The organism is Gemmatimonadetes bacterium SCN 70-22 (genome assembly GCA_001724275.1).
In the GTDB taxonomy this organism is placed as follows: Bacteria; Gemmatimonadota; Gemmatimonadetes; order Gemmatimonadales; family Gemmatimonadaceae; genus SCN-70-22.
On sequence record MEDZ01000033.1, the window covers coordinates 19,220 to 34,067 of the forward strand.

Annotated in this window: 15 protein-coding genes; 10 read left to right on the forward strand and 5 right to left on the reverse strand. The window is 70.1% G+C overall.

Annotated elements, in window-relative coordinates; genetic code table 11:
• Nucleotides 1-50: 50 nt before the first annotated feature.
• The 5 genes from ABS52_15005 to ABS52_15025 form a co-directional block, all read right to left on the reverse strand.
• Nucleotides 51-1,166: a hypothetical protein gene (locus ABS52_15005; GenBank protein ODT02149.1), complete on the reverse strand. Its 1,116-nt coding sequence runs from the start codon at nt 1,164-1,166 to the stop codon at nt 51-53.
• A complete protein-coding gene (locus tag ABS52_15010; GenBank protein ODT02150.1) occupies nt 1,163-1,903 on the reverse strand; it encodes a hypothetical protein in 741 nt (246 codons plus the stop codon). Before ABS52_15010 ends, ABS52_15005 begins: the two co-directional genes overlap by 4 nt.
• A 36-nt stretch (nt 1,904-1,939) precedes the next feature.
• Nucleotides 1,940-3,349: a dihydrolipoyl dehydrogenase gene (locus ABS52_15015; GenBank protein ODT02151.1), complete on the reverse strand. Its 1,410-nt coding sequence runs from the start codon at nt 3,347-3,349 to the stop codon at nt 1,940-1,942.
• A gap of 117 nt (nt 3,350-3,466) precedes the next feature.
• Nucleotides 3,467-3,916, reverse strand: a complete 450-nt coding sequence (locus tag ABS52_15020) for a hypothetical protein (GenBank protein ID ODT02152.1) — start codon at nt 3,914-3,916, stop codon at nt 3,467-3,469.
• Between the two features lie 279 nt (nt 3,917-4,195).
• Nucleotides 4,196-5,515 (reverse strand): dihydrolipoamide succinyltransferase, encoded by a 1,320-nt coding sequence (locus tag ABS52_15025; protein ID ODT02153.1) that lies wholly within the window; start codon nt 5,513-5,515, stop codon nt 4,196-4,198.
• A 273-nt stretch (nt 5,516-5,788) separates the two neighbouring features.
• On the opposite strand from ABS52_15025, the gene ABS52_15030 reads away from it, so the two are divergent.
• The 10 genes from ABS52_15030 to ABS52_15075 all read left to right on the forward strand — a co-directional run bounded on the left by ABS52_15030 (nt 5,789) and on the right by ABS52_15075 (nt 14,704).
• Nucleotides 5,789-6,823, forward strand: coding sequence for a hypothetical protein (locus tag ABS52_15030; GenBank protein ID ODT02154.1), 1,035 nt, complete (start codon nt 5,789-5,791; stop codon nt 6,821-6,823).
• Nucleotides 6,824-6,870: 47 nt separating this feature from the next.
• Nucleotides 6,871-7,095 (forward strand): hypothetical protein, encoded by a 225-nt coding sequence (locus ABS52_15035; GenBank protein ODT02155.1) that lies wholly within the window; start codon nt 6,871-6,873, stop codon nt 7,093-7,095.
• A gap of 483 nt (nt 7,096-7,578) precedes the next feature.
• Complete coding sequence (locus ABS52_15040) at nt 7,579-8,244, forward strand: hypothetical protein (GenBank protein ODT02156.1); 666 nt, start codon at nt 7,579-7,581, stop codon at nt 8,242-8,244.
• 308 nt (nt 8,245-8,552) lie between these two features.
• The gene (locus ABS52_15045) at nt 8,553-9,365 is read left to right on the forward strand and encodes a ubiquinone biosynthesis methyltransferase UbiE (GenBank protein ID ODT02157.1); all 813 of its coding nucleotides are present in this window, start codon (nt 8,553-8,555) and stop codon (nt 9,363-9,365) included.
• Between the two features lie 223 nt (nt 9,366-9,588).
• Nucleotides 9,589-10,689, forward strand: a complete 1,101-nt coding sequence (locus ABS52_15050) for a hypothetical protein (protein ODT02158.1) — start codon at nt 9,589-9,591, stop codon at nt 10,687-10,689.
• 101 nt (nt 10,690-10,790) lie between these two features.
• Nucleotides 10,791-11,192 carry a hypothetical protein gene (locus tag ABS52_15055; GenBank protein ID ODT02159.1) on the forward strand — a complete coding sequence of 134 codons (402 nt, stop codon included), beginning with the start codon at nt 10,791-10,793 and terminating at the stop codon, nt 11,190-11,192.
• A gap of 160 nt (nt 11,193-11,352) precedes the next feature.
• Nucleotides 11,353-12,075, forward strand: coding sequence for a hypothetical protein (locus tag ABS52_15060; protein ODT02160.1), 723 nt, complete (start codon nt 11,353-11,355; stop codon nt 12,073-12,075).
• Nucleotides 12,076-12,288: 213 nt separating this feature from the next.
• A complete protein-coding gene (locus ABS52_15065; GenBank protein ID ODT02161.1) occupies nt 12,289-12,780 on the forward strand; it encodes a hypothetical protein in 492 nt (163 codons plus the stop codon).
• Nucleotides 12,777-13,475, forward strand: a complete 699-nt coding sequence (locus ABS52_15070) for a hypothetical protein (protein ID ODT02162.1) — start codon at nt 12,777-12,779, stop codon at nt 13,473-13,475. The genes ABS52_15065 and ABS52_15070 overlap by 4 nt, the downstream gene beginning before the upstream one ends.
• On the forward strand, nt 13,472-14,704 hold the full coding sequence (locus ABS52_15075; protein ODT02163.1) for a hypothetical protein: 1,233 nt from the start codon (nt 13,472-13,474) through the stop codon (nt 14,702-14,704). Before ABS52_15070 ends, ABS52_15075 begins: the two co-directional genes overlap by 4 nt.
• Nucleotides 14,705-14,848 lie beyond the last annotated feature (144 nt).

Here is a 14,848-nt window from a genome sequence, read left to right on the forward strand (position 1 = left end):
AGCGACCATCCCGTTTTCGCAGTGGCAACCCGGCCACCCCGGCGGCAGCGCTACCTGTCGAGGACCTCCCCCAGCGCCGCCAGCACCTCGTCGAGTTCGTCCAAGGTGTGCTCGCCCATGTGCCCGATGCGCACCATCTCGTCCCGGCGTGCGCCGTAGCCGGTCGCGATCACGAATCCGCGGGCCTGCATCGTGGCCGCCACCGCCGACCCCGACTTCCCCTCGGGCATCAGGATGCAGGTGACCCCCGGCGACCGGTAGCCGGCAGGTGCAAGGACGCGCAACCCGCGTCCCTCGGCCCACGACCACGTGTGTTCGGCCATCTGCGCGTGGCGCGCCCACCGCTGCTCCATCCCCTCGGCCATGATGCGGTCCAGCTGCACGTCGAGGGCGAAGAAGAGCGAGATGACCGGGGTGTTGGGGGTCATGTGCTTGCGAGTGGCCTCGTCCAGCTCGACGAGGTCGAAGTACAGCCCCCGCCGTGCGCTGGCGCGGGCCCGCTCGAGGATGCGCTCGTTCGGGGCGCAGAAGGCGAGCCCCGGCGGAAGGGCGATCGCCTTCTGCGAGCCGGTGAGCACGTAGTCCAGCTCCCAAGCGTCGCTCTCGATGGGGGCCGCGGCCATCGACGAGACGGTGTCGACGATCACCGCGACGTCGCCCGCCTCGTGCGCCACCTGCGCCAGCTCGCGGATCGGGTTCAGGACGCCGCTGCTGGTCTCGGAGTGGACGATGGTGATCGTGTCGTACTTCCCGCCCCGCAGCGCGTCGGCCAGCATCTCGGGGGTGTGCGGCTCCCCGAACGGGGCCTCGAGGATGTCGGCCGGGATCCCGGAGTTGACGCTTGCCTTGTGGAAGCGCTCGCCGAAGGAGCCCCCGACGAGGCAGAGGACACGCTCGCGCACCGCGTTGCGGACCCCCGCCTCCATCAGCCCGGTGGCCGAGGAGGTGACGCTATGGACGGCGCGCGTGGTGCGAAAGACCTCGGCGAGTCGCGGGGCGATGCGCGCCATGAGCGACTCGAACGGCGCGCCGCGGTGGGAGATCATCGGCCGCGACATCGCCTGCAGGACCTCGGGCGAGACTTCGGTGGGGCCGGGGAGGAAGAAGCGGCCGAAGGCCGGGGCCTTCGCGCCGGCGCTGGTGGTGGAGTCGAGGACGCTGCTCATGGGGTGGCGGAGTCGCGGGGGAGGGAAGAGGGCTCGCCGAGCAGCACACGCCCGGCGACGATGAGGTCGCGCGTTGCAACTGGATAATGATCGGCCTCGCCCAGCGCGAGGGCGAGGACGGGGAGGAGCGACGGGGCGCGCACCACCGCGTCGGCGGCGGCGACGACGTGCGGGCGCGCCTCGACGCCGGCGAAGGCGACGAAGCGATCGACCCGCGGCTTGGCCTCGAGGTCGGTGGCCCCGTCGCCGACGAGCATGCTGGGACGCGGGAGGTCGCCTAACGACTCGACCAGTTCCGCCTTCCCCCCCTGGCGGGCGAGCGGCGACGCCTCGTCGAAGCCGGCGTATCGCCCCGCGTCGTCGAAGTAGACGTCCACGGCGTGCACCCGTCCGTCGGGGATCCCCAGCGCCCGCGCCGCGTGCAGCACCGCCGGGCGCAACCCGCCGGAAATGACGTGCACCGCGACCCCGGCCTCGTGCAGCGCCCGCACGACCTCGCGCGCCCCGGCGACGAGCGTCTCGACATACATCCGACCCACACGCTCGACGTCCTCCCGCGACGGGCGGATGATCGCCAGCCGCCGCCCGTACACCGACTCGAGCGTCACCTCTCCCCGCATCGCCAACTCGGTCAGCGGGACGATCTGGTCACGATACTCGCGCGCCAGCTCGTCGATCCCCTCGATGGTGGAGAGCGTCGAGTCGCAGTCGAACAGGACGGTGCCGAATCGCGTCAAGGTCCTCTCGTCTTCTCGTCTTCTCGTCTTCTGACGTCAGATGTGTATCGCCCGCCCCAGCACCGCCAGCGCCGCCTCCTTCGTCACTTCCGACAGCGTCGGGTGCGAATGGACGGTGATCCCGATGTCCTCCGACGACCCACGATACTCGAAGGCCAGCACCACCTCGGCGAGCAGGTCCGAGACGTTGGCCCCGATCATGTGGCAACCGAGCAACTCATCGGTCTCGGCGTCGGCGATCATCTTCACGAAGCCGTTGGTCTCGCCCATCGTGCGGGCCCGCCCGTTGGCGGAGAAGGGGAACTTCCCGACCTTGTACGCACGCCCAGACGCCTTCACTTCCTGCTCCGTGAGCCCCACCGTTGCCACCTCGGGCCAGGTGTAGACGACGCCGGGCATCGAGTGGTAGTGCATGCGCGCCGGCTTCCCGGCGATCACCTCGGCGGCCACGACGCCCTCTTCCTCCGCCTTGTGGGCGAGGAGCTTGCCCCCCACCACGTCACCGATGGCGTAGACATTGGGGAGGTTGGTGTGCATCCGGTCGTCGACGACCACCTCGCCGCGCGGGCCGAGGTTGAGCCCCAACGCGGCCGCGTCGACGCCGTGCAACGCCGGGCGCCGTCCCACCGAGACCAGGACGTAGTCGGCGTCGAGCACCTCCGTGGCGCCGTCCTTCTCGATGTTGACGAGCACGCGGGTCGCCTCGACCGTCGCCCCGGTCACCTTCGTGCCGGTCCGGATGTCGAGTCCCTGGCGGCGGAAGATGCGGTCGGCCTCCTTCGTGATGTCGTCGTCGTTCCCCGGGAGGATCGTGGGCATGAACTCCACGACCGTCACCTTCGCCCCCAGACGCCGCCAGACCGAGCCGAGCTCGAGGCCGATGACTCCCCCGCCGATCACCACCAGGTGGCGGGGAACCTCCGGAATGGAGAGGGCGCCGACGTTCGAGAGGACGCGCCGCTCGTCGAACTCGAGGAACGGGAGCGCGGAAGGGACCGAGCCGGTGGCGATGATGACGTGCCGCGCCTGGTAGCTGGTGACGCTCCCGTCGGCGGCCGCGACATCCACCACGTTGCCGGCCCTGAGCGTGCCGCGCCCCCGGGCCCAGGTGACCTTGTTCTTCTTGAAGAGGAACTCGACCCCGCGCGTGTTGGCGCTGACGACTTCGTCCTTGCGCCTGAGCATCTGGGCGAGGTCGAGACGGAGGCCGTCGAACTGGAAGCCGTGCTCGTGAGCGTGCAGTCGTGCGAACTCGTAGTGTTCCGACGACTGGAGCATCGCCTTGCTGGGGATGCACCCCACGTTGACGCAGGTCCCGCCGAGCGTCTTGTCCATCTCGACGCAGACGGTGGACAGGCCGAGCTGGGCGGCGCGGATGGAGGCGACGTAGCCGCCGGGGCCGCCACCGATCACCACGACGTCGGTGGCCACGAGATCGTTCGCCATCTGGAAAGCGCTGGTTGGAGGGAGGGGAGGGGCGAAAGTTAAGCGGGTGCGGCCGCTCATCGCGACCACACCCGCTCCCCACACCGCGATCCCCTGCGGTGCCCCAATCTGTATGTGCTACGCAGCGCGGTTCCCGCTCCCGGCGTGGAGTGCGCTCTTGGTGGCGGTGAAGCGCCCGCTGCGCAACGTGTTGCGCCAGTTCTGCACGCGGGTATAGAACGACCCCTCGATACGGTCGCCCGTGCGGGTTCCCTCGAAGACGGTCATCACGTCGGCGTTCTCGCGCGGGCAGAAGTACGGCCCGACGAGCGCGACGAAGGCGGCGTTGGACGCCTCCAGGAGCTTCATCCCCGTCGGCGCGACGTCGCGTGTGGCGAAGAAGAGGAACCGGCCCGCGACCGCGGCGTCGCTCGACTGGTCGCGCAGGAGCGTGAACGGCACGCTCTCTCCGCTACCGTCGACGATCATCTCGCCGCGCCAGTTCCCCGACAGTGCTCCGAGCGGAGCTTGCCGGCGCGCATCGAGGCGCGACTGTGGAAGCGGGGTGAAGGCGAATGTGGTCGACATGGGCAGCTCCTGTTGCTGTGTCCTACGGGGGCGCGTGTCGAAGAGTTTCAGTCGTGTCGGGCGCGTTCGGCACTCTCGCCACTGACTTGGACGCCGCCGAGGGGCGAAGGGTTTACTCGGTCGGGAGACGGGAGACGGGGGACGGGGGACGGGAGTGCGCGCGGCGATGCCGCGCGCAGCGCTCGCGACCGCTTTGCCTCGTCCACGCCGATGCAAGACGAACGGCGCCTCTCGGCGCCGTCTGCATTCTCGTCTCACACCTCCCGGCTCCCGTCCGCCCTACTCCACCACCATCAGCGCCGGATCCTCCATCAGCTCCTTCAGCTTCACCAGGAACAGCACCGCCTGCTGCCCGTCGATGATCCGGTGGTCGTACGAGAGGGCGACGTACATCATCGGGCGGGGGACGATCTCGCCGTTCACCACCATGGGGCGCTCCTGCACCTTGTGGAGGCCGAGGATCCCCGCCTGGGGGAAGTTGATGATGGGGGTCGAGATGAGCGAGCCGAAGACGCCGCCGTTGGTGATCGTGAACGTCCCGCCGGTGAGGTCGTCCATCGTCAGCTTGCCATCGCGCGCCTTCTTGGCGGTGGCCACGATGGCGCGGGCGATGTCGAGAATCCCCATCTGGTCGGCGTCCTTCAGGTTCGGGACGACGAGCCCGGCATCCGACGCCACCGCGATCCCCATGTTCACGTAGTGGTGGTACTGGATGTGGTCGCCGTCGACCTTGGCGTTCACCACCGGGAAGTGCTTGAGCGCGATGCAGGCGGCCTTCACGAAGAAGGGCATCATCGAGAGCCGGACGCCGTGCTCCTTCTCGATGCGCTCCTTGATGCGCGCACGAAGCGATTCGACCGCGGTGAGGTCGATCTCGTTGAAGGTCGTGAGATGGGCGGTCGCGTGCTGGGCCTCGAGGAGGTGTTCGGCGATGCGGCGGCGGCGCGTCGACATCTTCTCGCGCGTCTCGCGCACAGCGCCGGCCGCTGGGGTCTTCGCCGCGGCGGGGGCGGGAGCGGGCGTCGCCGCGGATGGCCGCGCGGTCGGGGCGGGCGAGGTGGCGGGGGACGACACGGGTGCCGTCACGGGGGTGGCGACGGCCGGGAGGGTGGACGTCGTGGCCGCCGCGAGGTGCTCGACCACGTCGGGCTTGCTGATCACCCCGCCTCGCCCCGTCCCGGCAACCGTGGCCAGGCTGACCCCCTCTTCCGTGGCCAGGCGGCGCGCGGCGGGCGAGGCTTTCGGCTCCTCGGCGGGGTGTGCGGGGGCCGGAGCTGCAACGGCAGCTGGGGTGGGAGCGGGAGGAAGCGTCTCGGCCGCCGGGGTCGGAGCAGCGGCCGACGGTGCAGCTGCGGCGACGGCCATCGTGTCGTCCAGCTCCCCCAGGACGTCGTTGACCGCCACGACATCGCCTTCCGCCTTGGCGCGACGCACCAGGACGCCCGCTTTCAGCGCCGGAACCTCGACCGTTACCTTGTCAGTCTCGAGCTCGACCAGCGTCTCGCCCGAGGCCACATGGTCCCCTTCCTTCTTGAGCCACCGGGAGATGGTGGCTTCGACGATGGATTCTCCGAGGGGGGGGACTTTGATCGAGAGCATGTTCCTGTGCCTGCGGGCTGGTTCGGTGGCGACGAGGGGCGCCCGCCAGACGTTCGGCGGCTGGCGGTCGTGACGCCGCAATCTAACCGGGTGCCTTCACCCCCGACTACTCAACCCGGCCGTTGAACCCGGCCGCTCAACCCGGCCGTTGAACCCGGCCGCTCAACCCGGCCGTTGAACCCGGCCGCTCAACCCGGCCGCTCAACCCGGCCGCTCAATCCGGCCGCGTAACTTGGCCGCTCTACCCGGCCGCTGAACCCGATCGCTCGACCGATGCGCGCGCTGACGATATCTGCACACGGCGGCTTGGAGCAACTGGAGCTTCGCCATGACCTTCCCCGGCCGGGCCTTCGGAACCCGACCGATGTCCTGGTCTCGATGAAGGCGGCGGCCCTGAATCGCCTGGACCTCTTCATGGTCGGCGGGCTCCCGCACATCACCATCACCCCGCCGTGGATCGTGGGATCCGACGGGGCGGGGGTTGTCGAGTCGGTGGGCGCGGGGGTGACGCGGGTGAAGCCCGGCGACCATGTCGTACTGAACCCCGGACTATCCTGCCGAAAGTGTGAATATTGCCTCACCGGCGACGCCCCGCTGTGCCTGCACTACGGGATCCTGGGAGAGCACTTTCCAGGGACGATCTGCGAGGCGCTGGTGATTCCCGAGAGCAACGTGGTGGCGATTCCTCCGGGAATCCCGTTCACCGATGCCGCCGCCTTCCCGCTGGCGACGCTGACGGCGTGGCGGATGATCGTGAGCAAGGCGAAGGTGCGCGCCGAGGATGACGTCCTGATCTGGGGGATCGGGGGCGGGGTGGCGCTGGCGGCGCTGCAGATTGCCAAGGCGCGAGGGGCGCGGGTCTGGGTGACGTCGGGGAGTGACGAGAAGCTGGAGCGGGCGCGGGCGCTGGGTGCCGACGAATGCCTCAACCACGCGCGAGTCGATGTGGGGCGCGAGGTGCGCGCGCGCACCGGGAAGCGCGGCGTCGACGTGGTGATCGACAGCGTGGGGGAGAAGACGTGGGGGCAGTCGTTAGGCGCGCTCGGCAAGCGCGGGCGCCTGGTGACGTGCGGGGGGACGTCCGGGCCGATGGTGCAGACCGACGTGCGGCGCCTGTTCTGGAACCAGTGGACGATCATGGGATCGACCATGGGGAACGAGGACGAGTTTGCCGCGGCGACCGCCGAGTTCGCGGCCGGGCGCCTCCGGGCGGTGGTCGACGCGACCTTCCCGATGGACCGGGCGGCGGAGGCGTATGCGCGCCTGGCGTCGGGGCGGCAGTTCGGCAAGGTGGTGGTGGAGATCTGAACGAGAAGACGAGAAGACGAGAAGACGAGAAGACGAGAGAACGAGACGTGAGCGAGACGGCGAAGTACACGAGCCAGGAAGAGGGCGAGCTCCGGCGGGCGGTGGCCGCGGGAGAGGGGGCCACCTGCCCGCGGTGCGCGGTGGCGATGACGAAGCGCTCCATCGGCGGCGGGTCGTTCGGGCTCGGCTACGCCCGGCGCCGGGAATGGTTCCTGTGTCCGTCGTGCCACCGCTCGGTGATCTTCGACCTCAAGCGCGGGACGCGGAACTAGCCGCCATCGCGAGGATCGTGGCCGGCGCGCCGCCGACAGGCGCGGCGTTCTTCCGCCGGCCGGGCGTCGTCGACTGCGGGAGCGATGGCCCCGGCGCGCCGTGGCGTGTCAGGCCGGTGGCCCCCCCCGGAAAGAAGTGCCGATCGCGGCGCCTGCGGGGGCGCGGGCGGGGCGTGGGGTGTCGCCAGATTGCACGCTGTCGCGTGACGCGACGGCGGCGCCATGAGGCGTTAGGCAGTTTGTGCCACGGCACGGCGGGGCCGGCGCCTCCTCCCGGATTCGCGGCGCACGCTCGGCACCAGCCGTTCTCCGGGTGACGCGCGGGGTGACGCGCGTGGCCGCGCGCGGCCCCGCCCGCCATCGCGGGCGCCCGCACGTTGCGCGCGTGCACGTCATGCGTCGTGACTGAGGGCGCACAACACAGGAAGTGCGTCCGCTGAGAATGCGCTAATGCGCATCCCGACCCGTGCCTAACGATTCGTGATGAACCCCCTTGCCACTCCTGCCGGGACGGACATCCCCGTCGAGCTGCGGTTCTCGGCGGAGGAGCTCCAGCTGCTCGAGGCGCTCTCCACCCGCATCGCCCAGTCGCTCATCAACGCGATGGAGGCGAAGAGCCGGTACCTTCGCGGCCACTCCCACCGGGTGGCCTCGGCCGCCGCCGCGATCGCCGCGGAACTGGGCTTCGACGACGCCAGCATCGAGCAGGTGCGCCTCGCGGGGCGTCTCCACGACGTGGGCAAGATCGGCATTCGCGAGGACATCCTCGACAAGCCGTCGGACCTGACCCCCGAGGAGTTCGCCCACGTCCGCGAGCACGTCCGTATCGGCATGGACATCCTCGCGCCGCTCACCCATCTCGGCCCCGTCCTGGACTACGTGGCGCACCATCACGAACGGCTCGACGGGAGCGGCTATCCGCGCGGGTTGCGCGGCGATGCCATCTCGCTCGGCGGACGGATCGTGGGGGCGGCCGACGTCTTCGACGCCCTCACCTCGCCGCGCGCCTATCGCGACGCCATGACCGCCGACGAGGCCTTTGCGTACATCGCCTCCATTGGGCCGCGCGCCATCTGTCCCACGGTCCTCCCGGCGCTCGGCCGCATGGTGAAGCGGGGGCACGTCCTCGTATACCTCGAAGACGCCTGAGGCATGACGCGGCGCGGGCCCCGTGGCCGGCGCCGGTCCCCGTCCTCCCCGGGCGACGTCGGCGCCTAACGCGACACTGCGGGGCGGGGCCGTCGCTCGCCCCCGCGCCCCCATCATCCAGCGCCGGCAGGAGGGGAAGCGCCGGACGTCCGGCGAAGGGAGCCGGACGATGAGTCATTCCCGCGCGCCCCCGTCGGGGCAATCGTTGTCGTGGAACTCGGCCCATCCACCACGACCAACGAACGACTCCCATGACCTCCCCTTCCACTTCACTCGCTCACGGCGCCGTCGGCGCCAACCGCCGCAGTGTGCGGGTCCTCGCGCCCGCGACCGATCCGGTCGTCCGGCGCAACCGTGCGACGTGGGTCGCCGGCGACTTCGAGCGGATCGCCGCCGGCTACCGCAGCGGCGCGGACGACTTCGTGGGCCGGCTCGGCATCACGCGCGGCGAGCGCGTCCTCGACGTGGCCTGCGGCTCGGGGAACCTGACTCTCCCCGCCGCCCGTCGTGGCGCGGTGACCGTCGGGGTCGACATCGCCCCCAACCTCCTCGATATCGCGCGAGGGAGGGTCGCGGACGAGGGTCTCGCCATCAGCTTCGACGAGGGGAACGCCGAGGCGCTCCCGTACGACGACGGCGCCTTCGACACCGTGATCACCATGTTCGGCGCCATGTTCGCCCCTCGACCCCAACTTGCCGCAGCGGAATTGCTGCGTGTCGTGCGCCCCGCCGGACGCATCGCCATGGCCAACTGGACGCCCGCGAGCTTCGTCGGCGCCATGCTGAAGGCGCACGTGGCGATGGTCCCGCCGCCGGCGGGGATTCCCAGCACGCTGCTCTGGGGCGACGAGGCCACCGCGCGCGAGCGGCTGGCGGAATCGCGCTCCCTGTCGCTCACCCGTCGCACCATCTACCTGGAGTTCCCGGTGTCGCCGGCGGACGTGGTGCAGCTCTTCCGCGACTACTACGGCCCGACCGTCCGCACCTTCGAGGCGCTGGACGACCGCGGAAGGGCGAAGCTGTTCGCCGACCTCGTCTCCCTCTGGTCCGACGCCAACGAGGCGACGGATGGCACGACGAGGGTCGCCTCCGAATACCTGGAGGTCGTGGCCGAGCGCTGAGGCGAGCGCCCGTCGCCTCTTCCTGCACCGTGCGTTCCGCCGCACCATCCCCGGGCATATGGTTGGTCCGGACACATGCACTCGCGCCCGCATGACCGACCCCTCCGGCCTTCGCCCCTCCGCGTCCGGTCCCGCCGCCGTCGTGCACGCCGCCCTCGCGGCGGCGGGGAAGTGCCGAGTCCGTGTTCGCGGGGTATTCTCCCTGCACGCCCACCTCGCCCCCATGCTCCGCTTCCTGTCGCAATCGCTTTTCCTGCCCCTACTGGCCTGGCCCGTTGCGGTCGTCGGCCAGGCGGGCGTCGCCGGCGTGTCGCGCATCGTCGCGGTGGGCGACGTGCACGGCGACTATGGACAGTTCGTGACGATCCTGCGCCAGGCCGGGGTGATCGACGGCAAGACGCGCTGGGTCGGAGGCCGGACGCACCTGGTGCAGACGGGTGACGTCCCGGACCGCGGCCCCGATTCGCGCAAGGTGATGGAGCTGCTCATGGCGCTCGCGCCTCAGGCGCAGGGGGCCGGGGGAGCGGTGCACGCGCTGGTGGGGAACCACGAGGCGATGAACATGCTGGGCGACCTGCGCTACGTGCATCCGGGGGAGTACGCGGCCTTCCGGAGCGGGCGTGCCCGCCAGTTGCAAAGCCGCGCCTGGGAGGTGCTGTCCGACTCCGCCCGGCGCGGGGACAAGGCGTACAAGGCGCAATGGTTCGCCGAGCACCCGCTGGGCTGGGTCGAGCAGCGCATGGCGTTCGAGGGGAACGGGCGCTACGCGTCGTGGATCCGGAACAACCCGGCAGTGCTGAAGATCGACGACTACCTCTTCGTGCACGGCGGGATCGGCCCCAGGTACGTCGATTCCACGATGGCGGCCATCAATGCCCACGTGCGCGAGGCGCTGCGGGGCGACGTGTCGCCGCCAGAAGGGAACATCGCCGAAGACCCCGAAGGACCGCTCTGGTATCGGGGGCTGGCCACGGGAAGCGAAGCGGAGCTCGCCGCGCACGTGGACAGCGTGCTGGCGCGATTCGGCGTGAAGCACATCGTGATCGGTCACACCGTGACTCCCGGGACGATCCTGCCGCGGTTCGGCGGCAAGGTGATCATGATCGACGCGGGGCTCTCGGCCGCCTACGGGGGACAGCAGGCCGCGCTCGTGGTGGAGGGGGACTCGACGTTCACCCTGCACCGCGGGAAGCGCCTCCCGCTCCCGCTCGCTGGCGACCTGCTCCCCTATCTCGAGGCCGCCGCCGCACTCGACCCGGCGGGTTCGCGGCTGCGGCAGTACGTCGAGCAGCTGGCGGCGGCACGCGCACCGCACGGGCGGTAGGGGCCATCGCCGCGCCCCGTGTCTTCTGGTCGACCCCCTCCACAGGAGCGCACATGAGTTCACCGCTCGTCCGTGTTCGTTCGCTCGCCCTCGCGGCAGCGTTGGCCGCGCCGGCGGCCTGCGGGAGCTCCTCCACCGCCTCGTCCCCCGTCCTTCCGTCGGTGCAGGGCGCAACCAACCGGGAGTTCGATCTCGCGGTGGGGCAGCGTGCAACGGTCGGCGCACCCTCGGTTTTCGTCCGGTTCGACACCGTGACCGCCGACTCCCGCTGCCCCATCGACGCCCTCTGCGTGTGGGCCGGTGATGCGGCGCTTCGCTTCACCATCACGGTGGGCGATGCCCCCTCGAAGGTCGTCGACCTGCATTCCTTCATCGAACCCAGGTCCGTGACCGATGCGGGCGTCACGGTCGAGCTCCTGCGCGTGACACCGGCCACCGATTCGCGCAAGCCGATTGCCCTGAAGGACTACCGGGCACGCCTGATCGTGCGCGACGGCAACTGATGACGTGCGACGATGCGGGGGCCTGCCACGCTCGTGTCGTCGCGCAAGGCGGCGCGGCGGGGTATCGTTGGCGCTTCCGCGTCGTGGCCCCGTCGGTCCGGCGTTCGCCCACCAAGGACGCATCCCGCCCCGCATGCCCCGGTCTTCCGAAACCGTCTCGATGCTCGTCGGCCAGCACGATGCGCATCTCTGCTCCGACGCCGCGGGAGCCGGGATAGGGGGGCGCGTGCACCTCGCGGTGCTTGCCCCGTTCCTGGCGTTGCGGACCGCTGCAGCCGAGGCCGGATTCGACCTGCGCATCCTCAGCGGGTTTCGTGCGTTCGACCGCCAGCTCTCCATCTGGAACCGGAAGGTCGGGGGCGAGCTGGCCGTCCTCGATTCCGCGGCACGTCCCATCGACATCGCGAACCTCACGCCGCGCGAGCTGGCGTTCGCGATCCTGCGCTGGTCGGCGCTCCCCGGCGCCTCGCGGCACCACTGGGGGACCGACGTCGACGTCTTTGATGCGGCGGCCACCCCCGGCGGCTACGAGATCCAGCTGGTCCCGGGCGAGGTGGAGGGCGGGGGGATCTTCGCCCCACTGCACGAGTGGCTCGACGCGCGTATGGCGTCGGGCACGGCGCTCGGCTTCTTCCGGCCGTTCGACGTGGACCGCGGGGGAGTCGCGCCGGAGCGCTGGCACCTGAGCTACGCCCCGCTGGCGACGGAATTCCAGCGACTCCTCACCCCCGAGCTCCTCCGGTCGGCGATCGCCGACGCCGACATGCGACTCAAGGACGTGGTGCTCGACAATCTCGACGAGATTCACGCGCGCTTCGTCGCGAACGTGAGCGAACCGGGGTGTCCGCCCGCGCCGCGCTCCGGGGGGGGCGGGCACCGTTGACGAGCAAGCCGGAGCGGGACGCGTGCGGAACGGATACCGACCGAGCTGGCGCCGTTTCGGGCCGAGGCGTACGTTCGGCGCAGCGTCCGTCATGCGGTGGCTGGGTGTGCGAGGAGCCGTCCATCCCAATGCCGCGAACGGCATGACGCCCGTGCCCCGAAGTGCAGCCGGATTCCAGCGCAGGAGGTCAGTGTGGCGCCATCATTTCGTGTTGTGCGCGACGGACTCGTGGTCGGGGTCATCGCCTACGTCGCCGTGGCGGCGTTCTACGCCATCTTCGACGTGCTCGCCGCCAGGGGGTCGCTGTATACGCTCGACTTGCTGGGCAAGGCCGTCTTCCGGGGATTGCGCGACCCGTCGGTCCTCGAGACGCCCATGCAGCCCGATGGCGCGGCGATGGCGGCGTACAACGCGTTGCATCTGGTACTGTCGCTGGCAATCGGAGTCGTCGTGAGCTGGCTCGTCGCCATGGCGGAGCACCGTCCCGAGCACGCGCGACTCGCCGGGCTCACGGTCATCGCGGGATTCATCGTGACCATCGTTGCCGTCGGGATATTGACCGCGGGGATGCGCGCCGTCCTCCCGTGGTGGTCGATCGTGGTGGCCAACGCGTTCGCCGTCGTCCTGGCGGGCGTGTACTTCCTCCGGAGGCACCCGGGGATCTGGCGCCGCATGCTGCCGCTGGGGGGTGGCGGTTCGGCGTGAGGCTTCGCCCGCGACCGGAGTGGGGGACCATCCCCTGGCCTCCGTCCACCTACGGCCGCTCGGTCCTCGGGCTTCCGCTCGAAGTCTGGCGCCCTCGTGATCGCTGCGAGCTCCTCGTCTTCTCGGCGATCCATGGCGAGGAGCCGGAAACGACCTATGCGCTCTCGCGCGCCCTGCGGCAGCTGGCGGAGCAGCCGCAACACGCCGCCGTCGTCCTCGCGGCCAATCCCGATGGGCTCATCCGGGGAACGCGCGGCAACGCACGCGGGGTCGACCTCAATCGCAACTTCCCGACGTCCAACTGGCAATCGGCCCCCGTGACCTGCCGATCGACCATCGAGGATCCGAGCGACGTGATGCTCGCCACGGGGACGCATGCGGGGTCGGAGCCGGAGGTCCAGGCGCTCCTCTCGCTGGTGGGTGAGCTGCAGCCCGACGCGGTGGTGGCGCTGCACGCCCCGCTGGCCTGCATCGACGACGCCAACGACAGTGCGCTGGGCAGGCGCCTCGCCGCGCGGACGGGGATGCCGCTCGTGCGCGACGTCGGCTACCCGACGCCGGGGTCGTTCGGCTCGTGGGGCGGCGAGAACGGGGTGCCGGTCATCACCTACGAATTCCCACTCGCCGCGACCGAGGTGCTCATGCGCGAGCATGTACCGGTGCTCGTGGAGCTCCTGGCGGGATCGCTCCCATGACGCTCAACTACATCTGGCTCGCCTTCTTCCTCATCGCCCTCGTGGTGGGGGCGGTGAAGCTCGTCTTCCTCGGCGACACGGCGGTCTTCACGTCGATGGTCCAGGCCACCTTCGACTCGGCCAAGACCGGGTTCGAGATCTCGTTGGGGCTGACGGGAGTCCTGACGCTCTGGCTGGGGCTGATGAAGGTGGGAGAGCGGGGCGGGGCGATCGGGGCGATGGCCACGGTGGTCCGCCCCTTCTTCCGGCGCCTCTTCCCCGAGATCCCGTCGGATCACCCGGCGATCGGCTCGATCATCATGAACTTCGCCGCCAACATGCTGGGGCTCGACAACGCGGCCACGCCGCTGGGGCTCAAGGCGATGAACGAGCTGCAGGAGCTGAACCCGGACAAGGAGACGGCGACCAACGCCCAGATCATGTTCCTGGTCCTCAACACCTCGGGGCTGACGGTGATCCCGATCAGCATCATGGTGTACCGGGCGGAATTGGGGGCGGCGAACCCGTCGGACGTCTTCCTCCCCATCCTCATCACCACGTATTTCGCCACGCTGGTGGCCCTCGTCGCGACGGCGGCGGTGCAGCGCATCAACCTGTTCGACCGGGTCATCATGGCGTACCTGGTCGGCGTCACCGGGCTGGTCGCGGCGACGACGTGGTACTTCACGGGAATCCCGCAGGAGCAGGTGCAGGCCATCTCGAACGTCGTGGCCAACGTCATCCTCTACGGCGTCATCTCGTCGTTCCTGGTCATGGCGATGCTGCGCAAGGTGAACGCGTACGAGGCGTTCATCGAGGGGGGAAAGGAGGGGTTCACCGTCGCCATCCGGATCATCCCGTATCTCGTGGCGATCCTCGTCGCCATCGGTGTCTTTCGCGCCTCGGGGACGCTCGACCTCCTGGTGCAGGGGCTCAGCCGGGTGCTCGAGGCGATGGGGCTCCGCAGCGACCTCGTGCCGGCCCTCCCCACGGCGCTCATGAAACCGCTGAGCGGGAGCGGGGCGCGGGGGATGATGGTCGACGCCATGAAGACCTACGGCGCCGATTCCTTCGTCGGCCGCCTCTCGTCGACCTTCCAGGGGGCGACCGACACGACGTTCTACATCCTCGCGCTCTATTTCGGCGCGGTCGGGGTACGAAAGACCCGGAACGCCGTCGCCCTCGGACTCCTCGCCGACCTGGCAGGGGTCGTGGCGGCCATCTTCGTGGCATACATCTTCTGGGGGTGATCCCCCGTGTCGGCAGACGTGACATCACCTAACGAATCCGGCGGCGGCAATGCCGCAGGTGCAGGTGCAGGTGCAAGCGACGACGGCGCGATCGTGACCGACGTCGCCCCGGGCGCGATACGCCGCATCCACCTGATCGGCGTC